22 protein-coding genes and 2 pseudogenes are annotated in these 24,457 nt (G+C 70.6%); 4 read left to right on the top strand and 20 right to left on the bottom strand.

The window, feature by feature from the left end; all coding sequences use genetic code 11:
• Positions 1-5: 5 nt before the first annotated feature.
• From ACFY2Z_RS22690 to ACFY2Z_RS22675, 4 genes are all read right to left on the bottom strand, one after another.
• Positions 6-473 carry a DUF948 domain-containing protein gene (locus ACFY2Z_RS22690; protein ID WP_390745912.1) on the bottom strand — a complete coding sequence of 156 codons (468 nt, stop codon included), beginning with the start codon at positions 471-473 and terminating at the stop codon, positions 6-8.
• Positions 474-763: 290 nt separating this feature from the next.
• On the bottom strand, positions 764-1,378 hold the full coding sequence (gene rpsD, locus ACFY2Z_RS22685; protein ID WP_311696037.1) for a 30S ribosomal protein S4: 615 nt from the start codon (positions 1,376-1,378) through the stop codon (positions 764-766).
• Between the two features lie 387 nt (positions 1,379-1,765).
• A complete protein-coding gene (locus ACFY2Z_RS22680) occupies positions 1,766-3,121 on the bottom strand; it encodes a replication-associated recombination protein A (RefSeq protein WP_390745911.1) in 1,356 nt (451 codons plus the stop codon).
• 81 nt (positions 3,122-3,202) lie between these two features.
• Positions 3,203-3,859: a vitamin K epoxide reductase family protein gene (locus ACFY2Z_RS22675; RefSeq protein WP_390745910.1), complete on the bottom strand. Its 657-nt coding sequence runs from the start codon at positions 3,857-3,859 to the stop codon at positions 3,203-3,205.
• 141 nt (positions 3,860-4,000) lie between these two features.
• Between ACFY2Z_RS22675 and ACFY2Z_RS22670 the strand changes: the two are divergent.
• Positions 4,001-4,750 (top strand): annotated as a pseudogene (locus ACFY2Z_RS22670) (ABC transporter ATP-binding protein); the annotation flags it as partial.
• Between the two features lie 105 nt (positions 4,751-4,855).
• A pseudogene (locus ACFY2Z_RS22665) lies at positions 4,856-5,032 on the top strand (response regulator transcription factor); the annotation flags it as partial.
• Positions 5,033-5,139: 107 nt separating this feature from the next.
• Here the strand turns inward: ACFY2Z_RS22665 and hisS are convergent.
• The gene (gene hisS / locus ACFY2Z_RS22660) at positions 5,140-6,402 is read right to left on the bottom strand and encodes a histidine--tRNA ligase (protein WP_390745909.1); all 1,263 of its coding nucleotides are present in this window, start codon (positions 6,400-6,402) and stop codon (positions 5,140-5,142) included.
• A gap of 10 nt (positions 6,403-6,412) precedes the next feature.
• Positions 6,413-7,123: an MBL fold metallo-hydrolase gene (locus tag ACFY2Z_RS22655; RefSeq protein WP_390745908.1), complete on the bottom strand. Its 711-nt coding sequence runs from the start codon at positions 7,121-7,123 to the stop codon at positions 6,413-6,415.
• A 168-nt stretch (positions 7,124-7,291) separates the two neighbouring features.
• On the opposite strand from ACFY2Z_RS22655, the gene ACFY2Z_RS22650 reads away from it, so the two are divergent.
• Together ACFY2Z_RS22650 and ACFY2Z_RS22645 are read left to right on the top strand one after the other, a co-directional pair.
• Positions 7,292-8,140, top strand: coding sequence for a peptidylprolyl isomerase (locus ACFY2Z_RS22650; RefSeq protein ID WP_390745907.1), 849 nt, complete (start codon positions 7,292-7,294; stop codon positions 8,138-8,140).
• Between the two features lie 135 nt (positions 8,141-8,275).
• Complete coding sequence (locus ACFY2Z_RS22645) at positions 8,276-9,505, top strand: DUF349 domain-containing protein (protein WP_390745906.1); 1,230 nt, start codon at positions 8,276-8,278, stop codon at positions 9,503-9,505.
• Between the two features lie 123 nt (positions 9,506-9,628).
• Here ACFY2Z_RS22645 and ACFY2Z_RS22640 read toward each other — a convergent pair whose 3' ends face one another.
• The 14 genes from ACFY2Z_RS22640 to ACFY2Z_RS22575 all read right to left on the bottom strand — a co-directional run bounded on the left by ACFY2Z_RS22640 (position 9,629) and on the right by ACFY2Z_RS22575 (position 24,443).
• Positions 9,629-12,160, bottom strand: a complete 2,532-nt coding sequence (locus ACFY2Z_RS22640) for a RelA/SpoT family protein (protein ID WP_390745905.1) — start codon at positions 12,158-12,160, stop codon at positions 9,629-9,631.
• A 227-nt stretch (positions 12,161-12,387) separates the two neighbouring features.
• A complete protein-coding gene (locus tag ACFY2Z_RS22635) occupies positions 12,388-12,936 on the bottom strand; it encodes an adenine phosphoribosyltransferase (protein ID WP_390745904.1) in 549 nt (182 codons plus the stop codon).
• The gene (gene secF, locus ACFY2Z_RS22630; protein WP_390745903.1) at positions 12,933-14,033 is read right to left on the bottom strand and encodes a protein translocase subunit SecF; all 1,101 of its coding nucleotides are present in this window, start codon (positions 14,031-14,033) and stop codon (positions 12,933-12,935) included. The genes ACFY2Z_RS22635 and secF overlap by 4 nt, the downstream gene beginning before the upstream one ends.
• 3 nt (positions 14,034-14,036) lie before the next feature.
• Positions 14,037-15,854, bottom strand: coding sequence for a protein translocase subunit SecD (secD, locus tag ACFY2Z_RS22625; RefSeq protein WP_390745902.1), 1,818 nt, complete (start codon positions 15,852-15,854; stop codon positions 14,037-14,039).
• Positions 15,855-15,995: 141 nt separating this feature from the next.
• Positions 15,996-16,487 carry a preprotein translocase subunit YajC gene (gene yajC / locus ACFY2Z_RS22620; protein ID WP_390745901.1) on the bottom strand — a complete coding sequence of 164 codons (492 nt, stop codon included), beginning with the start codon at positions 16,485-16,487 and terminating at the stop codon, positions 15,996-15,998.
• Between the two features lie 164 nt (positions 16,488-16,651).
• A complete protein-coding gene (gene ruvB / locus ACFY2Z_RS22615) occupies positions 16,652-17,761 on the bottom strand; it encodes a Holliday junction branch migration DNA helicase RuvB (protein ID WP_390745900.1) in 1,110 nt (369 codons plus the stop codon).
• A gap of 37 nt (positions 17,762-17,798) precedes the next feature.
• Positions 17,799-18,404, bottom strand: a complete 606-nt coding sequence (gene ruvA, locus ACFY2Z_RS22610; protein ID WP_390745899.1) for a Holliday junction branch migration protein RuvA — start codon at positions 18,402-18,404, stop codon at positions 17,799-17,801.
• Positions 18,401-18,931: a crossover junction endodeoxyribonuclease RuvC gene (gene ruvC, locus ACFY2Z_RS22605; RefSeq protein ID WP_390745898.1), complete on the bottom strand. Its 531-nt coding sequence runs from the start codon at positions 18,929-18,931 to the stop codon at positions 18,401-18,403. The genes ruvA and ruvC overlap by 4 nt, the downstream gene beginning before the upstream one ends.
• 142 nt (positions 18,932-19,073) lie before the next feature.
• Positions 19,074-19,826, bottom strand: coding sequence for a YebC/PmpR family DNA-binding transcriptional regulator (locus ACFY2Z_RS22600; RefSeq protein WP_355910106.1), 753 nt, complete (start codon positions 19,824-19,826; stop codon positions 19,074-19,076).
• Positions 19,827-19,903: 77 nt separating this feature from the next.
• Positions 19,904-20,512: a pyridoxal 5'-phosphate synthase glutaminase subunit PdxT gene (pdxT, locus tag ACFY2Z_RS22595; RefSeq protein WP_390745897.1), complete on the bottom strand. Its 609-nt coding sequence runs from the start codon at positions 20,510-20,512 to the stop codon at positions 19,904-19,906.
• 49 nt (positions 20,513-20,561) lie between these two features.
• The gene (pdxS, locus tag ACFY2Z_RS22590) at positions 20,562-21,473 is read right to left on the bottom strand and encodes a pyridoxal 5'-phosphate synthase lyase subunit PdxS (RefSeq protein ID WP_390745896.1); all 912 of its coding nucleotides are present in this window, start codon (positions 21,471-21,473) and stop codon (positions 20,562-20,564) included.
• A gap of 231 nt (positions 21,474-21,704) precedes the next feature.
• Positions 21,705-22,250: a hypothetical protein gene (locus ACFY2Z_RS22585; protein ID WP_390745895.1), complete on the bottom strand. Its 546-nt coding sequence runs from the start codon at positions 22,248-22,250 to the stop codon at positions 21,705-21,707.
• A 49-nt stretch (positions 22,251-22,299) separates the two neighbouring features.
• A complete protein-coding gene (locus ACFY2Z_RS22580; RefSeq protein WP_390745894.1) occupies positions 22,300-23,508 on the bottom strand; it encodes a glycosyltransferase family 4 protein in 1,209 nt (402 codons plus the stop codon).
• Entirely contained in the window at positions 23,505-24,443 is a 939-nt protein-coding gene (locus ACFY2Z_RS22575; RefSeq protein ID WP_390745893.1) for a phosphatidylinositol mannoside acyltransferase, read from the bottom strand. The genes ACFY2Z_RS22580 and ACFY2Z_RS22575 overlap by 4 nt, the downstream gene beginning before the upstream one ends.
• Positions 24,444-24,457: the final 14 nt, after the last annotated feature.

The raw sequence follows: 24,457 nt of genomic DNA, 5'->3' as shown, positions 1-24,457 counted from the left end.
CTCCGTCAGAGCCCCTCTTCCCGGTTGATTCCCCGGTCGTTCCGCTTCCCCCGTCGCTGGGACGGGACGGTGCGGCCCACGATCACGGTACGCCGGGGCGCCTTGGCGGGCACGTTCTCACGGCGGCCGGCGATCGCCCGGCGTACGCCGTAGCCGAACGCCGCGACCTTCACCAAAGGGCCGCCGAAGGTGGAGGCGACGGTCGTCGACAGCGCCGAGGCGTTCGACGTGACCTCCTGGACGTCGGACGCGATCGCGTCGACCCGGTCGATCTGGGTCTGTGCGGACCGCACCGCCGCGGAGGCGTCGGCCAGCAGGGGAACGGCCTGGTCGGTCACGTCCGCCACCAGCTTGGTGGTCGCCTTGAGCGTCTGGGCCAGCCTCGCCAGTGCGACGGCGAGGAAGGAGACCAGGATCGCCCAGAAGACGGCCACGAGAATCCCGGCCACCTCTCCACCGGACACCGTGTGCACCCGCTCCCTAGAACGTGCCTGAACATCGAAAAGTCGTCTCCCGAGCCTATCGCGCCGGGGTGGCCGGTCCGTACCGGATTACGGGCCGAGCGCACCGGAGTTGCACGAGGCGTGCACATCGCGGGTGCACGGGCTCCGTACGCACCGTGTACGCGCGCGTGCGCGTCGCGTCAACTCCCGGTCCCCGCCGCGGAATCCGGCGGACATGCGACGGCCCGCCGTCCCGGCCGCCCGGATGGGCGGGGGACGACGGGCCGGTGCGCTGGGGTGCTACGTCCGCCGAAGGAGGATCAACGGGCGTAGTACTCGACGACGAGCTGCTCGTCGCAGATCACCGGGATCTCCTTGCGGTTCGGCTCACGGTCCAGGCGGAACGCCAGGGCCTTGAGGTTCACCTGGAGGTAGCGCGGGGTCTCGCCGTCGGGGGCGAAGCCACCCTCGCGGGCGACCTGGAAGAGCGCCTTCTCACGGCTGCGCTCGCGGACCATCACGACGTCGTCGGGACGGACGCGGAACGACGGCTTGTCGACCTTCTGGCCGTTGACCTCGATGTGGCCGTGGACGACCATCTGGCGGGCCTGGTAGATCGTGCGGGCGATGCCCGAACGCAGGACCAGAGCGTCGAGACGGCGCTCCAGCTCGACGATCAGGGCCTCACCGGTCTTGCCCTGGACCTTGGACGCACGCTCGTAGGCGCGGACCAGCTGACGCTCGGAGATGTCGTACTGCGCGCGCAGACGCTGCTTCTCCAGCAGACGGACCTTGTAGTCCGAGTTCTGCTTGCGGCCACGGCCGTGCTCGCCCGGCGGGTAGGGGCGGGCCTCGAAGTACTTGACGGCCTTCGGGGTCAGCGCGATGCCGAGGGCACGCGACTTCTTGACCTTGGGGCGGGACTGGTTCGCCATGAACCAAACACCTCGTGTTTCTGTATGGGATCGGCTTCACCAGGGTTAGGGGAGGTCGCATCCGCAGCCGGGGAATCCCTGCGGGTCCACGTGGGACCTGCCGGGTAGCCGCTCCCCTGGTCTGGGCACATACGTGCAGCACGCGAGTGGCCCACCGACCTGTCTCCGGGCTACCGGGAGGTGGTGGGCTGCCCGCGACACCGTTCGACGGTGCGCGACGCTCCTGGATCCCCGTGCCGTACGGCGATGGGGTTCCGGCTGGATGTCCCGCTCTGGTGGTGCCGGCCCCTCATTTCTGAGGTACCGGACGCGGGACGCAGCGCTTCGGGTAAGTCTACAGGGTGCGGGGGCCGGCGTTGACCCCCGGTCTGCTGTCCGGCGCGGGCGTCAGGAGCGTCGTCGGCCGAGGTGCTTGCGGGTCCACTCCACCGCGTCCGCGTACCGCGTCTCCGCGCCGTGCCGGGTCGGGCTGTAGTACTCGCGGTCCTTGATGGCGTCCGGGGCGTACTGCTGGGCGGCGATGCCCTCCGGCAGGTCGTGCGGATACACATAGCCCTGGGCGTGGCCGAGCTCGGCCGCGCCCTTGTAGTGCCCGTCGCGCAGATGCGGGGGCACGGATCCGGCGAGGCCCGCCCGGACGTCCGCCATGGCCGCCCCGATCGCCGTGGTCGCCGAGTTGGACTTGGGGGCGAGCGCGAGGGCGATGGTGGCGTGGCTGAGGGTGAGGGCGGCCTCCGGGAAGCCGATCATGGCGACGGCCTGGGCGGCGGCGACGGCGATCGGCAGCGCGTTCGGATCGGCCAGGCCGATGTCCTCGCTGGCCGAGATCATCAGGCGGCGGGCGATGAAGCGGGGGTCCTCACCGGCCTCGATCATCCGGGCCAGATAGTGCAGGGCCGCGTCCACGTCGGAGCCGCGGATCGACTTGATGAGGGCGCTCGCCACGTCGTAGTGCTGGTCGCCGTCCCGGTCGTACTTCACCGCGGCGCGGTCGACCGTCTCCTCCAGCGTGGTGAGGGCGATCTCCGTCTCGCCCTTGTCGAGGGCTGCGCCGGCGGCGGCCTCCAGGGCCGTCAGTGCGCGGCGGGCGTCGCCGCCGGCGATCCGCAGCAGATGGGACTCGGTGTCCTCGGGCAGGGTGACGGCGCCGGCGAGGCCCCGCTCGTCGGCCAGGGCCCGGCGCAGCAGACCGCGCACGTCGTCGTCGGTGAGCGGTTCCAGGGTGAGCAGCAGGGAGCGGGACAGCAGCGGGGAGATCACCGAGAAGTACGGGTTCTCCGTGGTCGCCGCGATCAGCGTCACCCAGCGGTTCTCGACGGCCGGGAGCAGGGAGTCCTGCTGGGCCTTGCTGAAGCGGTGGATCTCGTCCAGGAAGAGGACGGTCTCCTTGCCGAAGCCGCCGCTGGCGCGCCGGGCGCCGTCGATGACCGCGCGGACCTCCTTCACGCCCGCAGTGATCGCCGAGAGCTCCACGAAGCGCTTGTCGGTGGCCTTGGACACGACGTAGGCCAGTGTGGTCTTGCCGGTGCCGGGCGGGCCCCAGAGGATCACCGAGGAGGGCCCGGCGGGCCCGCCGCTGCCCTCGCCGACCAGTCTGCGCAGCGGTGATCCCGGCTTGAGCAGGTGCTGCTGGCCCACCACCTCGTCGAGGGTGCGCGGGCGCATACGGACCGCCAGGGGACTCGCGGCCGGGTCCTTCTCCTGGCGTTCTTCTGCGGCGGCGGTGAACAGGTCGGGTTCCACGCTGAAACCCTATGTCACGCCACTGACAACGCCGCCGGGCCCGGGGCGAGGGCCGTGCGGCCCCCGGTCAGCGCCTGCGGATCAGGCCCAGAGCTGACTGCCCCAGCGGGTCAGGATCAGCATCGCGATGATGCCGACGTGGGTGACCGGGAGGATCCAGGTGAACTCGCCGAGGAAGTTCTTCACGGGGCGCGGCGCGGGCAGGAGGTCGTTGCGGACGTTGAACGAGGTCACGTACCAGAACATGGTGATCGTGGCGACCCAGGCCAGCGAGCACCACAGGCACAGAGCGTTGATCCGGTACAGCGACTGGAACTGCAGCCAGGTGCAGAAAGCCACACCGAAGAGCGTGCCGAAGTTGAAGGTCAGCCAGTACCAGCGGGGGAAACGGACCCGGGTGAGCAGGCTCATGCCGACGCAGATGACGATGCCGTAGCAGACGAGGCCGAGCATCGGGTTGGGGAAGCCGAACACGCCGGCCTGCTTGCTCTCCATGACGCTGCCGCAGGAGATGATCGGGTTGATGCTGCAGCTGGGCGTGAACGTCTTACCGCTCACCTTGCCCTCGAGGATCTTGAACTTGTCGAGCGTGATGACCCACGCGGCGAGCAGGCCGGCCGCGCCGGTGATCACGAGCAGCAGGGCGAACGCGCGGCTGCCGCCGACCGTCCGGGGAGCGTCCGTGCGTTCCGGTTCGATGTGTCCGGTGGGGACGGCCTGCACTGTCGTCTTGGTCATCACGCCGATTCCGATGCTCGGGGTTGGATCTGCGGGCTCTGGTCATTGTGCCGCACACAGCCCTGTGTCCACCGTTCGATGGACATAAGGAAGTACGCACGGTCGTCGCGGAACGTTCGGTTCAGGCCGAGGCTCTTGGCCATGACGCCAAACACGAACGGGCTCACGGTGGACGTACCCGGGCTGCGCAGGCGGTACGGGGACGTCACCGCGGTCGGCGGGCTCGACTCGAGATCCGCCCGGACGAGGTGTTCGGCCTGCTCGGGCCCAACGGGGCGGGCAAGACCACCGCCGTGGAGATCCTCCAGGGCAACCGAGACCGGGACGGGGGCGAGGTGTCCGTGCTCGGGACGGACCCGGCGAGCGCCTCGCGCGCGTGGCGCTCGAAAACTCGAAAACAGGCATCGTCTGGCAGGACGAATCGGCGCCCGCGGAGTTGACGGTCCGCGAGACCGTACGGCATCTCGCCCGCTACTGCCCCCGGCCGCGCGACCCCGAGAAGGTCATCGGGCAGGTGGGCCTCCAGGCGAAGGCGGACAGCCGGATCAAGGGCTGCCGGGTGGGCAGCGCCGCCGTCTCGACGTGGCTCTCGGCGTGATCGGCGGCCCGGAGCCGCTGCTCCTGGACGAACCGACGACCGGATTCGACCCGGCGGCCCGGCGCCAGTTCTGGGAGCTGATCCGCTCGCTCGCCGACGAGGGCACCACCATCCTGCTCACCACCCACTATCTGGAGGAGGCCGAGGAGCCGGCCGACCGGCTGGCGGTGGTGGCCAGGGGCCGAGTGGTGGCCGAGGGCACCGCGGCGGCGCTGCGGTACCGCTTCGGCAGCGACGCGGTCGTCGAGTGGACGGAGGCGGACGGCAGGCCCCGCCGGGAGTCCACCGGGACGGGCGGCGGCGCGGGGCTAGACGGTGCCGACGCCCTCGGTGGCGGCCCGCCTGGTCGACCAGCTCCGCGCGCCAGGCCGGAGCGCCCCGGGCGGTCGGACCGGGAGACGGCGGTCCTGCGGCTGGTGGCCGAGGGCTGCACCAACGCCGAGATCGGGCGACGGCTGTTCATCGGGGAGTCGACGGTGGAGACCCATCTGCTGCGGATCTTCGGCAAGCTCGGGGTGGCCGACAGAACGGCGGCGGTCACCAGCGCGATGCGGCACGGGCTGCCCTCCCCCTGACCACACCGCGGCGCCGACCGGCGCGATGCCACGCGGGACGCGGCGGTACGGCAAGGGCCCAGGGCGGCGTGTGCCCAGGGCCCCCTACGTGCCGGTGTCGCATCCGGTCAGCCCAGCCGGGACTCCAGCTCCGCCACGATCTCGTTGACCCCGACCGCCGTCTGCTCGCCGGACTCCATGTCCTTGAGCTGGACGACGCCCTCGGCCAGATCACGTTCGCCGGCCACGATCGTGTAGCGGGCGCCACTGCGGTTGGCGTTCTTCATCGCGCCCTTGAGGCCCTTGCCGCCGTACGCGAAGTCCGCCGCGACACCGAGCCTGCGCAGCTCGGTGATCTTGCCGAACAGGATCCGGCGGGCCTCCTCGCCCAGCGGGACCGCGAACACGCTGGTGGACGCGGGCAGTTGGAGCTCGATGCCCTCGGCCTCCAGCGCGAGCACCGTACGGTCGACGCCGAGCGCCCAGCCCACGGACGGCAGCGCGGGGCCGCCGATCATCTCCGAGAGGCCGTCGTAGCGTCCGCCGCCGCCCACCGCGGACTGGGAGCCCAGACCGTCGTGGACGAACTCGAAGGTGGTCCGCGTGTAGTAGTCCAGGCCGCGCACCAGCTTCGGGTCGTCCTCGAAGGACACACCCGCCGCGGTGATCAGCTCACGGACCTCCTCGTGGTACGCCTTGCACGCGTCGCACAGGTAGTCGCGCAGCAGCGGGGCACCGGTCAGCTGCTTCTGGACCGACTCACGCTTGTCGTCGAGGACCCGCAGCGGGTTGATGTCGACGCGGCGGCGCGTGTCCTCGTCCAGGTCCAGGCCGCGCAGGAAGTCCTGGAGCGCGGCCCGGTAGACCGGGCGGCACTCCTTGTCCCCCAGGCTGTTGAGCAGGATGCGGAAGTCTCGCAGACCGAGCGAGCGGTAGGCCTGGTCGGCCAGGATGATCAACTCGGCGTCCAGGGCCGGGTCCTCGGCACCGATCGCCTCGGCGCCCACCTGCGAGAAGTGGCGGTAGCGGCCCTTCTGCGGGCGCTCGTAGCGGTAGTACGAGCCCGAGTACCAGAGCTTGACCGGGAGGTTGCCCGTCTTGTGCAGGTTGGCCTCAAGGGCGGCGCGCAGCACGGAGGCCGTGCCCTCGGGACGCAGGGCGAGCCTGTCGCCGCCCTTGGTCTCGAAGGCGTACATCTCCTTCGTCACGATGTCGGTGGACTCGCCGACGCCGCGCGCGAACAGCTCCACGCTCTCGAAGCCGGGGGTCTCGATGTAGCCGTAGCCGGAGTTGCGCAGCGGAGCGGCGATCGCCTCGCGCACCGCGAGGTACTTGGCGGAATCCGGCGGGATCAGGTCGTACGTGCCCTTGGGGGCCTTGAAGGTGCTCACGAAGGTCTCGTCACATTCCTCGTCGGGGAGCGTCCACATCCACTCCCGGGCCGGCGGCCACCTGCCGCAGATAAGGGTTGGTGGCGCGCTCCTGGCCGATGGTCGTCTGGGGGCCGTGGCCGGACAGCACCACGGTCGAGTCGTCGAGCGGAAGGCACACGCGGGCCAGCGAGTCGAGCATCTCGGCCATGTCACCGCCGGGCAGGTCGGTGCGTCCGATGGAGCCGGCGAACAGCAGATCGCCCGAGAAGAAGATCGGCGGGATGTCCGCCGCCTCGGGCATGCCGAAGGTCACCGACCCCTTGGTATGGCCGGGCGCGTGCGCGACGGACAGCTCCAGACCGGCCAGCTCCAGCTTCGCCCCGTCGGTGAGCTCCTTGACGTCGCCGGGCTCGCCCACGGTCAGCTCGCCCATCAGCGGCATCCCGACGGACCGTCCGAGCGCCTTCTCCGGGTCGCTCATCATGTACCGGTCCTCGGGGTGGATCCAGGCCGGCACGTCGTGCGCGCCGCAGACCGGGACGACCGAGGCCACATGGTCGATGTGACCGTGGGTGAGGACGACGGCGACAGGCTTGAGCCGATGTTTCCGGAGCAGCTCCTCGACTCCCGCGGCGGCCTGGTGGCCCGGGTCGATGATCACGCACTCCTCACCCGCGGCGGGGGCGACCAGGTAACAGTTGGTCCCCCAGGCCCCGGCGGGGAACCCGGCAATCAGCACGATCGTCCTTAGGTGTGTCGTACGGAGAGTGACTGTTTCGCGGTCAGAGCCTACCGGCGCTGCCGATTCCTCAGCGAACCCATATACGGTACGGGGCACACGCACGCGGAGGACACACCAGACGCACGCGTACCGGTCGGTGTACGAGACGCATGAGGAGACAACCCCGTGGTCAGCCAGGAACAGCGGCGGCGGCAGCTCGCCCGGGAGAAGTTCTTGCGGCAGCAGCAGCGACGTACGGACGCACGGCGCAAGACGCGCGTGCGCAATTCGGTGGTCGGCGCCGTCCTCGGGGTGCTGGTGGTCGGCAGCCTGGTGTCCTACACGGCTGGGGTCTTCACCGGTGACGACAAGAAGGCCAACGCGAGCGCGCAGGTCTCCCCGAGCGCCTCGGCGACCAGCAAGGCGCCGGACCCGTGCGCGAAGCCGGCGGCCGGCTCGGCGAAGAAGCTGAGCTGGAAGAAGGAGCCGGCGATGACGATCGACACGTCGGCGAAGTACACGATGAAGCTCGCCACGACGTGCGGCGACATCGACATCGACATGAAGACGGCGGCGGCCCCGCACACGGTGAACTCGTTCAACTTCCTGGCGGGCAAGGGATTCTTCGATCACACGAAGTGCCACCGCCTGGTTACGAGCGGAATCTACGTGCTCCAGTGCGGCGACCCGACAGGCACCGGGAGGGGCGGGCCCGGCTACACGATCCCGGACGAGAACCTGAAGGACAAGAGCCTCAAGGGGAACGTGTACCCGGCGGGCACTGTGGCGATGGCCAACCAGTACAACGCGCAGACCCAGCAGGGCCGCAACAGCGGCGGCAGCCAGTTCTTCCTGGTCTACCAGGACAGTCCGCTGCCGGCCGACTACACACCGTTCGGCACCATCTCCGGCGCGGGCATGAACGTACTGAAGAAGATCGCCGCCGCCGGTGCCCAGCCCGCGGATCCCACGACGGGCAACACCGCACCGAACGCAACTGTCGTGATCAACAAGGCGACGGTGACGAAATCCTGACCGTCAACTGCGGAATTTCGGTCGCGCGGGATGCGGACAGCCGCCCCGCCGGTCGCCTATGTTGGCGGTGACGAAACTGTGGACGATGCCCGGGGGCGCTGAGGCCCCTCGCAGGCATCATGTGGAGGAGGCGCTGTGAGCAGCGACCCGTGGGGCCGCGTCGACGAGACGGGGACCGTGTACGTGCGAACGGCCGACGGTGAGCAGGTCGTCGGTTCCTGGCAGGCCGGCTCCCCTGAGGAGGCGCTGGCCTACTTCGAGCGCAAGTACGAGGGCCTGGTGGTCGAGATCGGCCTCCTCGAGAAGCGAGTGCAGACGACCGATCTGTCGGCGAAGGACGCCCAGGCCGCGATCGGCCATCTGCGGGAGCAGGTGGACGCGCACCACGCGGTCGGCGACCTGGAATCGCTGCGGAGCCGTCTGGACAAGCTCGTGGAGACCGTCGAGGCGCGTCGTGAGGAGCGCAAGGCGCAGCGGGCCAAGCAGTCCGACGAGGCACGCCACTCGAAGGAGGCGCTGGTCGTCGAGGCCGAGGAACTGGCGCAGTCCGACCAGTGGCGGGCCGCCGGTGAGCGGCTGCGGGCGCTGGTGGACACCTGGAAGGGGCTGCCGCGGCTCGACCGCAAGTCGGACGACGAGCTGTGGCACCGCTTCTCGCACGCGCGGTCGGCGTTCTCCAAGCGTCGCAAGGCGCACTTCGCGCAGCTCGACGCGCAGCGCGAGGACGCCCGCAAGACCAAGGAGAAGCTGGTCGCCGAGGCCGAGGCGCTGTCGGCCTCGACGGACTGGGGTCCGACGGCGGCGCGCTACCGCGAGCTGATGGCCGACTGGAAGGCGGCGGGCCGCGCCCAGCGCGAGCACGAGGACGACCTGTGGAACCGCTTCCGCGGCGCCCAGGACGTGTTCTTCGCCGCCCGCAGCTCGGTCTTCGCGGAGCGCGACGCCGAGCAGTCCGAGAACCTCAAGCTCAAGGAGGAGCTGGCCGAGGAGGCGGAGAAGCTGCTGCCGATCACGGACCTCAAGGCCTCCCGTGCCGCCTTCCGCTCGATCAACGAGCGGTGGGAGGCCATCGGGCATGTGCCGCGCGACGCCCGGTCGAGGGTCGAGGGCCGGATGCACTCGGTCGAGCGGGCCATCCAGGAGGCCGAGGAGGCCGAGTGGCGCCGCACGAACCCGGAGGCCCGGGCGCGCGCCGAGGGCCTGACCGGTCAGCTGCAGGCCGCCGTGGACAAGCTGAGGGGCCAGATCGAGCAGGCCCGGGCCCAGGGCAACAACGCGAAGGCCGAGAAGCTGGAGCGGGAGCTGGAGGGCCGCCAGGCGCTCCTGGACCAGGCCCTGAAGGGGCTCCAGGAGTTCGGCGGCTGACACCTGCTGCGCAGAGGGGGCTCCCGTACGGTGCGTACGGGAGCCCCCTCTGCGTGTGCGGGGTGTCGGCCGCCGTGTGCGGGCCGGTCGGCCGGGGCTCCGGGCCGGTCGCCGCAGGGCCGGTCAGTCCGACGGTCGGCGGGCCGACGTCACGCGGTAGACGTCGTACACGCCCTCGACGCCCCGTACGGCCTTCAGGACATGGCCCAGGTGCTTCGGGTCGCCCATCTCGAAGGTGAAGCGGGAGGTGGCGACCCGGTCGCGGGACGTCTGCACCGCGGCCGAGAGGATGTTGACGTGCTGGTCGGACAGGACCCGGGTGACGTCCGAGAGCAGCCGCGAGCGGTCCAGTGCCTCCACCTGGATCGCCACCAGGAAGACGGACGACTGGGTCGGGGCCCATTCCACGTCGAGGATGCGTTCGGGCTCGCGCGACAGTGACTCGACGTTCACACAGTCGGTGCGGTGAACCGATACGCCGCTGCCGCGGGTGACGAAGCCGATGATGGGGTCGCCGGGGACGGGCGTACAGCAGCGGGCCAGTTTGACCCAGACGTCCTCGACGCCCTTGACCACCACGCCGGGGTCCTGGCTGCGGCGCCGCTTGCGGCCGCGGCTGCGGGTCGGCGGGACGGCCTCGTCGATCTCCTCGGTGGCGGCCTCCTCGCCGCCGAGCGCCTGTACCAGCTTCTGCACGACGTTCTGCGCCGCGACATGGCCCTCGCCGATCGCCGCGTACAACGACGAGATGTCGGGGTAGCGCATCTCGTGGGCGAGGGTCACCAGCGAGTCGCCGGTGAGGATGCGCTGGATCGGCAGGTTCTGCTTGCGCATGGCCCGCGCGATGGCGTCCTTGCCCTGCTCGATCGCCTCGTCGCGCCGCTCCTTGGAGAACCACGCCCGGATCTTGTTGCGGGCGCGCGGCGACTTCACGAAGCCGAGCCAGTCGCGGGACGGGCCCGCGCCGGGTGCCTTGGAGGTGAAGACCTCCACCAAGTCGCCGTTGTCCAGAGTGGATTCGAGCGGTACCAGACGGCCGTTGACCCGCGCGCCTATCGTCCGGTGGCCGACCTCGGTGTGGACCGCGTAGGCGAAGTCCACCGGGGTGGCCCCGGCCGGCAGCGCTATGACGTCGCCCTTCGGGGTGAAGACGAAGACCTCGTTGCGCGACAGGTCGAAGCGCAGGGACTCGAGGAACTCGCTCGGGTCCTCGGTCTCCTTCTGCCAGTCGAGCAACTGACGCAGCCACGCCATGTCGTTGACGGCGTCGTGGTCCTTGGCGTTCTTGGTGCTCGAACGGGGCGCGTCCGTACGGATCTTGGAGGCGCCCGCCACGGCCTCCTGCTTGTACTTCCAGTGCGCGGCGATGCCGTACTCAGCGCGGCGGTGCATGTCGAACGTACGGATCTGCAGCTCGACGGGCTTGCCGTTGGGGCCGATCACCGTCGTGTGCAGCGACTGGTACATGTTGAACTTGGGCATCGCGATGTAGTCCTTGAACCGCCCCGGAACCGGGTTCCAGCGGGCGTGGACCGTGCCCAGTGCCGCATAGCAGTCGCGGACGGTGTCGACGAGGACGCGGATGCCGACCAGGTCGTAGATCTCCGCGAAGTCACGTCCACGGACGATCATCTTCTGGTAGACGCTGTAGTAGTGCTTGGGTCGGCCGGTGACCGTCGCCTTGATCCGGGCCGCGCGCAGATCGCCCTGGACCTCGTCCGTCACTATCGCCAGATACTCGTCGCGCTTGGGCGCGCGCTCGGCGACCAGCCGGACGATCTCGTCGTACATCTTGGGGTAGAGGATCGCGAAGGCGAGGTCCTCCAGCTCCCACTTGATGGTGTTCATGCCCAGGCGGTGGGCGAGCGGCGCGTAGATCTCCAGGGTCTCGCGTGCCTTCTTCTCCTGCTTCTCGCGCTTGAGGTAGCGCATGGTCCGCATGTTGTGCAGACGGTCGGCCAGCTTGATGACCAGGACGCGGGGGTCCTTGGCCATGGCGACGACCATCTTGCGTACGGTCTCGGCCTGCGCGGCCTCTCCGAACTTGACCTTGTCCAGCTTGGTGACGCCGTCCACGAGGAGGGCCACGGTGTCGCCGAAGTCGCGGCGCAACTGGTCCAGGCCGTACTCGGTGTCCTCGACGGTGTCGTGCAGCAGGCCCGCCATCAGGGTGGCCGGGTCCATGCCCAGCTCGGCGAGGATCGTGGTCACCGCGAGCGGGTGCGTGATGTACGGGTCGCCGCTCTTGCGCTTCTGGCCGCGGTGCCAGCGTTCGGCGACCTGGTAGGCGCGCTCGATCTGGCGGAGCGTCGAGTTCTCGATCTTCGGGTCGTTGCTGCGCACTATCCGCAGCAACGGCTCCAGGACCGGGTTGTACGGGTTTGCGCGCTGGACACCGAGGCGGGCGAGGCGGGCGCGGACACGGTTGGAGGAGCCGGAGCGGGCGGGCGGGGCCGGAGCGGGACGGACCGCGGGGGTGCGCTCGGCGGGGGCCGGCTTGGGCCGGGGCCGCTCGACGGCCGGCTCGACGGGCGCCGACTGGGCGTGCTCGACCGGCCCGTGCGGAGCGTCCTTCGCGCTGCGCGCGGGCTGGGCCGCGGCCTTCGACGACGGGTCGGGCTTGGCGGCGGTCAGGTGCTGGGCCTCGTCTGGCAAGAGGGCTCCTCGTGCGCGATCCGGGTCCCCCGGTCAGGCTCCGGAAACCCCATGGTAGCGATCCCGGGCTCCGGGCTCGCCCTCAGGCCGAGGGGACGGCCTGCTACCGGGGAAACGCATGAGGCGGGCGCCGGATTCCTCCGGGCCCGCCTCGCGGTGTACGGCGGCCTTCCACGGCCTTGCGCGGGGGTGTCCCGCACGGGTGCCGGACCTGACCGAGACCTGTCTCAGATCTGAAGGAGCGCCTCCAGGGGCGCACCGGCGAGGGCCGGCTCCAGCCGGGCACGGCCGCCCAGGAAGCCCAGCTCCATGAGCACGGACACCCCGGCGACCTCTGCGCCCGCCCGGCGGATGAGCCGGAGCGAGGCCTCGGCGGTGCCGCCGGTGGCGAGAACGTCGTCGACGACCATCACGCGGTCGCCCGCGGTCAGGTCCTCGGCATGCACCTCGATCTCCGCGGAGCCGTACTCCAGGTCGTAGGCCTGGCGCAGGGTGGCTCCGGGGAGCTTGCCCGCCTTGCGGACGGGGATGAAGCCGACGCCCGCGCGGACGGCGACCGGGGCGCCCAGGATGAACCCACGGGCCTCCAGGCCGACGATCTTCGTCGCACCGTGCCGCACGACGAGGTCCGCCAGTGCGTCGGTCAGCGCGCTGAAGGCCGCCGGATCCGACAGGAGCGGGGTGATGTCCTTGAACATCACGCCCGGCTCCGGGTGGTCCGGCACATCGCGGATGCGGCTGAGCAGAAGGTGCTTTATGTCAGTGGTGTCGGTCATCGACGCTTTCCTGAGGGTCGGCCGCGACCGCGGCCACGGGACGCGGGCTGGTGGCGCTGGCCGACGACGGCGGGCGTCGCGTCCTGCGGCTCGTCGGCGATCTGCGTCTCGGCGATCTCGTCCTCGGCGGCGGCCTGGGCGCGCTTGGCCATGACCCGCTTCCTGAGGGCCTTCATCTGCGGCTCGCGCTCCTTGAGGTCGGCGACGAGCGGCGTGGCGATGAAGATCGACGAGTAGGCACCGGCCGCGAGGCCGACGAACAGCGACAGCGAGATGTCGTTCAGCGTGCCGGCACCGAGGAAGCCGCCACCGATGAACAGCAGGCCGGCCACCGGAAGCAGCGCCACCACCGTGGTGTTGATGGAGCGGACCAGGGTGCTGTTGATCGAGCGGTTGGCGACGTCGCTGTAGGTCCAGCGGGTCTGCTTGGTGAGGTCCTTCGTCTGCTCCTTGAGGCTGTCGAAGACGACGACCGTGTCGTAGAGCGAGTAACCGAGGATCGTCAGCAGACCGATCACCGTACCGGGCGTCACCTCGAAGCCGACGAGGGCGTAGATACCGGTCGTGATGGTGATGTCGTGGATCAGCGCGACCAGGGCCGCCAGCGCCATCCGCCACTCGAAGGCGATCGCCAGGTAGATCACCACAAGCACCATGAAGATCGCCAGGCCCTGCCAGGCCTTGCTGGCGATCTGCTCACCCCAGCTGGGGCCGACCAGGTCGGCGTTGATCTGCTCGGAGCCGACCTTCAGGTCCTTGGCCAGCGTGTCCTTGATCTGGTCGGACTTGCCGGTGTCGACCCCCGCGACCTGGATGCGCAGGCCGCCCGTGCCGAGCTTCTGCACGACGGCGGGGTGGCCGGAGGCGTCCTGGGCGTAGGTCTCGGCCTGGGTCACCGAGACGCTCGTCTTCGGGGTGGTGAAGATCGCTCCACCCTGGAACTCGATGCCCATGTTCAGACCGCGCACCGTCAGGCCCAGGATGGCCGTGATGGTGATCAGGATCGAGATGCCGTACCAGATCTTGCGGTTGGCGACGAAGTCGTAACCGACCTCGCCTCGGTGGAGCCGGGCGCCGAGGTTGCCGAGCTTCGACATCTCTCACGCCTCCTTCGGGTCGACGGGGGCGGAGGGACGACGGGTGCGCCGCAGCGGCGGCTTGGCGCCGAGACGCTTGGGGTCGAGGCCGGACCAGCTGTGTCCGCTCGCGAAGAACGTACGGCGGGCGAGGATCGTCATCAGCGGCTTGGTGAAGAAGAAGACGACGACGACGTCGAGGACCGTGGTCAGACCCAGCGTGAACGCGAAGCCCTGGACCTTGCCGACGGTGACGATGAACAGCACCGCGGCGGCCAGGAACGACACGAAGTCGGAGACCAGGATCGTGCGCCGGGCACGCGGCCAGGCACGCTCGACGGCGGGCCGCAGCGAACGTCCCTCGCGGATCTCGTCCCGGATGCGTTCGAAGAACACGATGAAGGAGTCCGCGGTGATACCGATCGCGACGATGGCACCGCACACGGCGGGCAGGTTCAGCGCGAAATGGATCGTGGGGCCGAGCAGCGCCATGATCACGTACGTCATGGTCGCGGACACCAGCAGGGACGCGACGGCCACCAGCGACAGACCGCGGTAGTAGACGACCAGGTAGATCATGACCAGGGCCAGGCCGATCGCACCGGCGATGAGCCCCGCCTGGAGCTGCTCGCCGCCGAGCGCCGCGGTCACCGTGGTCACGCTCGACTCCTTGAAGGTGAGCGGGAGCGCGCCGTAGGACAGCATGTTGGACAGGCTCTGGGCCTCGGTCTGGGTGAAGCTGCCGGAGATCTGCGCATTGCCTCCGGTGATCGCGGTCTGGACGTACGGGTGGGAGACGACCTCGTCGTCGAGGACGATCGCGAACTCGTTCTGCGGGGAGCTGTTCTTGGACAGCTGGCCGGTGACGTCGGCGAACTTCTTCGAGCCGCTGGAGTTGAAGTTCATCACGACCTGCCAGCCGGCGGCGCCCTGGGTGTCGAAGGCGGCCTGGGCCTTCTTCACCTCCGTGCCGTCGACCGCGACCGGGCCGAGGATGAACTTGTTCCAGGTGTTGCCGTCCTTGCCGCAGGCGACGGTGGCGTCGCCGGGCTTGGCACCCTTGCCGGCGGTGGCGCGCTGCGCGGGCTTGCTGCAGTCGAGGGCGGCGTACTGGGCCTCGAGCTTGCTCGCGTCAGCGGAAGCGCCGCTCGCGGACGGCGTGGGGCTGGCAGCGGCGTTGGCGGGCGCGGAACCCGTCGCGGAGGGGGTGGCGGAGCCGGTCGCCGACGGCGTGGCCGAGCCGGCCTTCAGCGCGTCGGTGACCGGGCGGCCCTGCGTGGTGGCGGAGGCCGTCGGAGAGGCGGTGGAGCCAGCCGTCGGGGTGGCAGCCTTGCCCGTGCTGGTGCTGCCCGCCTTGGCGCTGCTCGACGCGCTCGGCTCGGCGCTGCCGCCCGTGCTCGGGCTGGCGCTCGGGCTCGCCGGGGTGGGGGTGCCGGAGGCCGCACGCTGCAGGACCGGGCGGAAGTAGAGCTTCGCCGTGGTTCCGACCTGCTGGCGGGCCTCCTCGGAGTTCATGCCCCGAGGGATGTTGACGATGATGTTGCGATCGCCCTGGGTCTGCACCTCCGCCTCGGACACGCCCAGACCGTTGACACGGCGGTTCATGATGTCGACCGCGGTGTCCATGTTGGTCTTGTTGATCGCGTTGGGCTGCCCGGGTTCGTTGACCGCCGTCAGCGTGATGCTGGTGCCGCCGGCGAGGTCGATGCCGAGACGCGGAGTGGTGTGCCCGGAGGCGAACATTCCCCCGGTGAGCGCCGCGATGGCGATCAGGATGAGGGCCAGCGAGCGCCCCGGCCTGCTCTGGGCGCTCGCGCTCCGGCCCTTCTTCGGTGCTGCCACCTTCTCGTACTCCCTCTCGGGCCGACCGGCGCCGGTCGGGCGCGCGGTCGACCATGACATGGTGTCGGGACTCCGTGCGGGAACGACACGTCCCGGGAGGCGGACGGCGCGCGGACGGCGCGCCGTGCTCCCGGGGCGTGACTACTTCGCGTCGGACTCGCCGTCGGTCTTCTTCGGCTCTGCTTCGTCGGCCTTCGCGCCGGGCGTCTCGTCGGCGGCGTCGTCGGCCGCGTCCTTCTTGCCGAGGTCGACGGGCTTGTCGGCGGGGGCGTCGGCGGCGGGCTCGTCCGTCTCGGTGAGGGAGGAGACGTCGTCCGGCACAACGGCGCCGTCGGCCTTGAGGTCGTGCTCGATGCCGTGGACGATGCGGTTGTACTCGTCGTCGGTCAGGACGGCGCCGATCGCGTTCTTCGCGAAGAGCAGCTCCACCCCCGGGCCTGCGTCGACGAGGACCGTGTCCTCGTTGACCTCCTTGACCGTGGCGTACATGCCCCCGATGGTGCGGATGCCGGAGCCGGGCTGCATCTCGTTCCGCATGGTCGCGGCCTGCTGCTGCTTCTTTTTGGCCGAGCGCGTCATCAGGAACATGGCCGCGATGAGCACGATGAACGGGAGAAGGGTCAAGGTATTCACGGGACGGAAATTCCTTCGCACGACCGCTGTGGCGGCGGCCTGATGGATTGGGGGTGGTCGGCACCGCCCACAAGGGCGGCATCGGCGGAGTCTAAGCGAGTCCGCATGCATGGAACAACGCCCAGCATGGCACCCGGGTTCCTGCCGGTGCGAGTCCCGCGCCGTCACGCACCGAACAGGTCCTGTTGTCCGTTTGCCCCGGTCCTCGCCCCGGTTCCGCCGCCCGTCGGGGCGGTGAGGCCGAGGTGGGCCCAGGCGGCCGGCGTGGCCACTCGCCCCCGCGGGGTCCGGGCGAGCAGGCCCTCCCTGACCAGGAAGGGCTCGGCGACCTCCTCCACGGTCTCACGTTCCTCCCCCACTGCGACCGCGAGTGTGGAGAGTCCCACAGGACCGCCGCCGAACAGTTTGAGCAGGGCCTCCAGAACAGCCCGGTCCAGGCGGTCCAGGCCTCGCCCGTCCACCTCGTACACCCCGAGAGCCGCCGCGGAGATCTCGCGGGTGATCACTCCGTCGGCCTTGACCTGCGCATAGTCCCGTACACGGCGCAGCAGCCGGTTGGCGATACGAGGGGTGCCGCGGGAGCGTCCGGCGATCTCCGCCGCCCCGTCGGGGTCGATCTCGACGTCCAGCAGGCTCGCCGAGCGGTGGATCACGCGCTGCAGCTCGGCGGGCTCGTAGTACTCCATGTGCGCGGTGAAGCCGAAGCGGTCGCGCAGCGGGGGCGGCAGCAGTCCCGCGCGCGTGGTGGCGCCGACCAGGGTGAACGGCGGCAGCTCCAGGGGGATGGCGGTGGCGCCGGGGCCCTTGCCGACGATCACGTCGACCCGGAAGTCCTCCATCGCCATGTAGAGCATCTCCTCGGCGGGCCGGGACATGCGGTGGATCTCGTCGAGGAAGAGGACCTCGCCCTCCTGGAGGGAGGAGAGGATCGCGGCGAGGTCGCCGGCGTGCTGGATGGCGGGGCCGCTGGTGATGCGGATGGGGGCGCCCATCTCGGCCGCGATGATCATCGAGAGCGTGGTCTTGCCGAGGCCGGGGGCTCCGGACAGCAGGACATGGTCGGCGGTGGCTCCCCGCGCGCGAGCCGCCCGCAGTACGAGGTCGAGCTGCTCACGGACCTTCTCCTGGCCGATGAACTCGTCCAGGTCCTTGGGGCGCAGGGCGGCCTCGACAGCCTGGTCGTCACGGTCGGCGACAGAGCCCACCAGCCGCTCCGCAGCGGGGCCGGCGGGCCCCTCGGCGGCGGGGGTGTCGGTCGTGTCGTCCCAGTTCATGGAGTGTGCCTCGCGGTCTCGTGGGGGCGCGGATGGGTCAGCGGGCGCGGTTCAGGCTCTGCAGGGCCGCCTTCAGGAGCGCGCCCACCTGGGGTGTGCCCGGGCCGGCCTCGGCCTGCGGGGCGACGGCGGCCACGGCCTCGTCCGCCTCGCGGGTCGCGTACCCGAGGCCGATCAGGGCGGCGTGCAGCTGGTCGCGCCAGCCGGCGGTGACCGGTGCGCCGACCACGGGGGCGCCGGTCGGCTCGCCGAGCCGGTCCTTCAGCTCCAGCAGCAGCTTCTGGGCGCCCTTCTTGCCGATGCCGGGCACGGCCGTGAGGGCCTTCTCGTCGCCGGTGGCCACGGCGCGGCGCAGGGCATCCGGGGTGTGGACGGCCAGCATCGCCTGGGCCAGCCGGGGGCCGACGCCGCTCGCGGTCTGGAGCAGCTCGAAGACCTGGCGCTCGTCGTCGTCCGCGAAGCCGTACAGCGTCAGCGAGTCCTCCCGGACGACCAGGGAGGTGGCGAGCCTGGCCTGCCGGCCCTTGCGAAGCCCGGAGAGCGTGTTCGGCGTGCACTGGACGGCGAGACCGATGCCGCCCACCTCGACCACGGCGGAGTCCGGGGCGAGGGCGGCGACCGGGCCGCTGACGAAGGCGATCATGCGGTACGGCCTTTCGAGGCGTGCAGGGCGACGGCCTGCTGGAGTCGGTTCTGGGCGGGGGCGCGCCAGATGTGGCAGATGGCGAGCGCGAGGGCGTCCGCGGCGTCGGCGGGCTTCGGTGGCGCGGCCAGCCGCAGCAGCCGGGTGACCATGGCGCCGACCTGGGCCTTGTCGGCGCGTCCGCTGCCGGTGACGGCGGCCTTGACCTCGCTGGGGGTGTGCAGGGCGACGGGGATGCCGCGGCGGGTGGCGCAGAGGATGGCGACGGCGCTGGCCTGGGCGGTGCCCATGACCGTCCGCACGTTGTGCTGGCTGAAGACGCGCTCCACGGCGACGAATTCCGGCCGGTGCTCGTCCAGCCACTGCTCTACGCCCTGCTCGACGGCGACGAGGCGGTGGCCGAGGTCGGCGTCGGCCGGCGTACGGACGACTCCGACGCCGAGCATCGTCAGCGGCCGGCCGGGCACGCCCTCGACGACGCCGATGCCGCACCGCGTCAGTCCCGGGTCCACCCCCAGTACGCGCACCCCCGTGCCTCCCTTCGCTCTCCCCGGTCGCCGCCGGGCACTGCCCCCGGTTCGTGCAGGCTATCGGGTGCCACTGACAACGCCCGGCAAAGCGACGGGCCGACGGGTGGTGTCCCGTCGGCCCGGTCGGTTCGCGGCGGCTCTAGGCGTCGACCTTCTCCATGACCTCGTCGCTGACGTCGAAGTTGGCGAAGACGTTCTGCACGTCGTCGCTGTCCTCGAGCGCGTCGATCAGCTTGAAGATCTTCGTGGCGCCCTCTTCGTCGAGCTGGACCTGCATGGTCGGCACGAAGTTGGCCTCGGCGGAGTCGTAGTCGACCCCGGCGTCCTGGAGGGCGCTGCGGACCGCCACCAGGTCGGTGGCCTCGCTGATCACCTCGAAGGACTCGCCGAGGTCGTTGACCTCCTCGGCGCCCGCGTCGAGCACGGCGCCCAGGACGTCGTCCTCGGTCAACTCGCCCTTGGGGACGATCACGACGCCCTTGCGGTTGAACAGGTACGACACGGAGCCCGGGTCGGCCATGGAGCCGCCGTTGCGGGTCATGGCGACACGGACGTCCGAGGCGGCACGGTTGCGGTTGTCGGTGAGGCACTCGATGAGCACCGCGACACCGTTGGGACCGTAGCCCTCGTACATGATCGTCTCGTAGTCGGCGCCACCGGCCTCCAGGCCCGCGCCACGCTTGACCGCCGAGTCGATGTTCTTGTTCGGGACCGACTGCTTCTTGGCCTTCTGGATGGCGTCGTAGAGAGTCGGGTTGCCCTCGGGGTCCGCGCCTCCCGTCCGGGCCGCGACCTCGATGTTCTTGATCAGCTTCGCGAAGAGCTTGCCGCGCTTGGCATCGATGACGGCCTTCTTGTGCTTCGTCGTGGCCCATTTAGAGTGGCCGGACATCTGCCTGTCTCCTTCGCGTAACCCATCCTGTACGAACTCCCCCAGACCTCAAGCGCCTGAGGGGACCCCCGGAGATCCTACAAGGACTCCGGTGTCCGGTTGGCGCGCACCATGTCAACGAACAGTGAGTGAACGCGGTGATCGCCGGTCAGCTCCGGGTGGAACGACGTTGCGAGCGCGTTTCCCTGGCGTACGGCCACGATGTGACCGTCGTACACGGCGAGCACCTCGGCCTGGGCGCCCACGGACTCGACCCAGGGGGCCCGGATGAAGACGCCCTCTACAGGATCGCCCTCCACACCCTCGACGTCGACCGCCGCCTCGAAGGACTCGTTCTGCCGGCCGAAGGCGTTGCGGCGCACGATCATGTCGATGCCGCCGATGGTCTCCTGGCCGGAGCGCGGGTCGAGGATCTTGTCGGCGAGCATGATCATGCCCGCGCAGGTGCCGTAGATCGGCATGCCCTCGCGCACGCGCACGCGAAGGGGTTCCATCACCCCGAAGAGGACGGCCAGCTTGGAGATGGTGGTGGACTCGCCGCCGGGAAGGACGAGGCCGTCGACCTCGGCGAGTTCTTCGGGGCGCCGCACCGGCCTGGCCACGGCGTCGGCCGCGGCCAGGGCGATGAGGTGCTCCCGTACGTCGCCCTGGAGAGCCAGGACGCCTATGACGGGTGCGTCGGTCATGTACGTGGTGTCCTAAGTGAGGTCGGGCTGTGTCGTGCCGGGGTGCGTCTTACCAGCCGCGGTTGGCGTAGCGCTCGTTCTCGGGGAGGACGTCGCAGTTGATGCCGACCATGGCCTCGCCGAGGTTGCGGGACGCGTCCGCGATGATCTTCGGGTCGTCGTAGAAGGTGGTCGCCTTCACGATGGCGGCGGCGCGCTTGGCCGGGTCGCCGGACTTGAAGATGCCGGAGCCGACGAAGACGCCCTCGGCGCCGAGCTGGCGCATCAGCGCGGCGTCCGCAGGGGTGGCGACACCGCCGGCGGAGAACAGCACGACCGGGAGCTTGCCCAGCTCGGCGACCTCCTTGACCAGCTCGTACGGGGCGCGCAGCTCCTTCGCGGCGGCGTACAGCTCGTGGTTGTCGAAGCCGCGCAGCTTGGCGATCTCGTTCTTGATCTGGCGCAGGTGGCGGACGGCCTCGACGACGTTGCCGGTGCCGGCCTCGCCCTTGGAGCGGATCATCGCGGCACCCTCGGCGATACGGCGCAGGGCCTCGCCCAGGTTGGTGGCACCGCAGACGAACGGCGTGGTGAAGGCCCACTTGTCGGAGTGGTTGACCTCGTCGGCCGGGGTGAGGACCTCGGACTCGTCGATGTAGTCGACACCGAGCGCCTGCAGCACCTGGGCCTCGACGAAGTGGCCGATGCGGGACTTGGCCATCACAGGGATGGACACGGCGTTGATGATGCCCTCGATCATGTCCGGGTCGGACATGCGGGCCACGCCGCCGTCCTTGCGGATGTCGGCCGGGACCCGCTCGAGGGCCATGACGGCGACGGCGCCCGCGTCCTCGGCGATCTTCGCCTGCTCCGGCGTGACGACGTCCATGATCACGCCGCCCTTGAGCTGCTCGGCCATGCCGCGCTTGACGCGAGCCGTGCCGGTCTCGGGGGTCTGGGGGGTGGAGAGCGTGCTGGACACGGGTTCGACCTCACTCGGGAAAAAGGCTGATTTCTGCTGGACCGAGGAAACGCCGGGTGAACAGGCCACGGCAAGGGCCAATGGAGAGGCGGTGGATCGTTTTTTTGGGTGCCGGAGCGGCCCGCGCCACCCCGTACCGGCCGGCACCCACCCCGTACGGCGCGCCCCGCCCAGCCCCGTGCAGGACGGTCCAGACGGCCTCCTACGGCACGCGAGGCCCGAACCGGTCCCTCACACCGTCGACCGGTCCGTCAGCGCCGCAGGGGGCTCGTCGTCCATCTCGAAGGCCATCGGGAACGGGGCGTGACCGGCCAGCCGGAACCAGCGCACCTTGCGGTGGCGGCGCAGCGCCCGGGCCGCACGCACGGCGTCGTTGTGGAACCTCCGGGCCATCGGCACCCGGCGCACGGCCTCGGTCAGCTCATGGGCGGCCGTCTCGCCGCCGGGTGCCTCCCGCACCGCCTCCATCTGCTGGGCCTCGCCGAACACGGCCCGCAGCGCCTGGCTGAGCTCGCTCTCGGCGACCTCCCGCTGCTCCTCCTCCGCCTGCCGGGCCGCGTGGGCGGCCTCGTACAGCACGATCGACGCGGCCGGGTCGAGCACCCCCGAGGTCGCCAGCTCCTGGGCGACGGATGCCCGGCGCAGCAACTGGGCGTCGAGCGCGGCGCGCGTCGCGTCGATGCGGGAGTGCAACCGGTCGAGGCGGCCCGCGGTCCAGCTCAGATAGAGGCCGATCGCGACGAGGGCGACGAGGATCCAGATGAGGGTTGCGGTCACGGGCGGCAAGGCTACCGGGCGGCCCGCTCACCGGTGCCGTTCGCCGGACTCAGTCCCGGACCAGGCCCAGGCGGGCCCGCAGACCCGTCCGCTCGTCCGCGGCGACCGCGGCCGCGCCGTCCGTCACCGTCTCGTAGACCGACAGGATGTCCGCGCCGACCGTCGCCCAGTCGAAGCGCCGTACATGGGCGCTGCCGCGCGCCCGCAGCTCCGCGCGGCGCTCCGGGTCCGCGAGCAGCCGCAGGGCCGCGTCGGCGAGCGCGTCGGCGTCCTCGTTGGCGAACAGCTCACCGGCCGCCCCCTGGTCGAGGACCTGGGCGAAGGCGTCCAGATCGGAGGCGAGCACGGGTGCGCCCGCCGACATCGCCTCGACCAGGACGATGCCGAAGCTCTCGCCCCCGGTGTTGGGCGCCACGTACAGGTCGACGCTGCGCAGGAAGCGCGCCTTGTCCTCGTCGCTGATCATGCCGAGGAACTCGACGCGCGCACGCAGCTCGGCGGGGAGCGCCGCCACGGCCTCCTCCTCGTCACCGCGTCCGGCGACCAGGAGCCGGGTGTCCGGGCGCGCGGCAAGGATCTTCGGCAGGGCCTTCATGAGGACCGGCAGGCCCTTGCGGGGCTCGTCGATACGGCCTATGAAACCGATGGTGCTGCCCGCGGCTCCCCCGCCGCCGGCAGCGACGGAGCCTCGCGCCTCGTCCGACTGCCATTCGGCCTTGGGTTCGGCCTTCGCGAAGAAGTCCACGTCCACGCCGTTCGGGATCACCACGGCGTCGCCGCCCAGGTGTTCGACGAGCGTGCGGCGCGCGTACTCGCTCACCGCGATGCGCGCGCTGATCTTCTCCAGGGCCGCCTGGAGGATCGAGTAGGCGGCGACCATGGCCCGCGAGCGCGGGTTGGAGGTGTGGAAGGTCGCCACGATCGGGCCCTGCGCCGCCCAGCAGGCCAGCAGGCCCAGCGACGGCGAGGCCGGCTCATGGATGTGGATCACGTCGAACTCGCCGTCGTGGAGCCAGCGCCGCACCCGGGCCGCGCTGAGGAAGCCGAAGTTCAGCCGGGCCACCGAGCCGTTGTAGGGCACCGGGACCGCGCGGCCGGCCGAGACGACGTAGGGCGGCAGCGGGGTGTCGTCGTCCGCGGGGGCTAGAACGGAGACCTCGTGCCCCAGACGGATGAAGTACTCGGCCAGATCGCGGATGTGGAACTGGACGCCGCCCGGCACGTCCCAGGAGTACGGGCAGACGATGCCGATCCTCACTCCGCACCCTCCCGAGGGTCCTCGTTCCGGGGAGCCCTGCCGGGATCCAGGTCGGCGAGCCACAAGCGCTGCAGCATGTGCCAGTCCTCCGGATGCTCGGCGATCCCCGTGGCGAAGGCGTCTGCCAGCGCCTGTGTCATGACAGACGCCTTCTCGGCCCGGGTACCTGTCTCCGGTACCTCGATCGGGGGATGCACGCGGCCACGCATGACGGGCGAGTCGTCGTACCAGAGCGTCACCGGCAGCAGCAGCGCGCCGGTCTGCTGGGCGAGCAGCGCAGGTCCGGCGGGCATCCGCGCCGTCTCCCCGAAGAAGGTGACCTCGACGCCGGAGGCCGACAGATCGCGGTCGGCGACGAGACAGACGAGTCCGCCGTCGCGCAGCCGCCGGGCCAGGGTGCCGAACGCGGAGCCGCCGCTGTGCGGCAGCACCTCCATGCCGAGGCCCTCGCGGTAGGCGACGAAACGGTCGTAGAGCGTCTCGGGCTTGAGCCGCTCGGCCACCGTCGTGAACGGGGTCTTCAGCGCGGTGGTGACCCAGGCGCCCGCCAGGTCCCAGTTGGCCAGGTGCGGCAGCGCGAGGACGACGCCCTTGCCCGCGGCCAGTCCGTCGGTGAGGAAGTGCAGGTCCTTCGCGTCGAAGCCGTCCCTGACGCGCTCCGGGCTCCAGGCCGGCAGCCGGAAGGACTCCATCCAGTAGCGCAGATAGGAGCGCATGCCCGCCCGGGACAGCTCGGCGAGCCGTTCGGGGCTCGCGCCGGGCAGCACGCGCGCGTAGTTGCTCTCGAGCCTCTGCACGCCCTTGCCGCGCTGTCTCCAGGCGGTGTCGGCGATGGTCCGGCCCAGCCGGGTGGCGACGGGCTCGGGCAGGGCCTTGACCGTGCTCCAGCCGAGTCCGTAGAGCCCGTCGATGAGCCGCTCCTGCAGGCTGGTCACGTCGCCGCCCCGCT

Origin of the sequence: Streptomyces sp. NPDC001222, assembly GCF_042896945.1 — a bacterium.
GTDB classification, from domain to species: domain Bacteria; phylum Actinomycetota; class Actinomycetes; order Streptomycetales; family Streptomycetaceae; genus Streptomyces; species Streptomyces gibsoniae.
The sequence above is the reverse complement of the archived record's forward strand: the minus strand, read 5'-3'. Positions and strand labels throughout refer to the sequence as shown.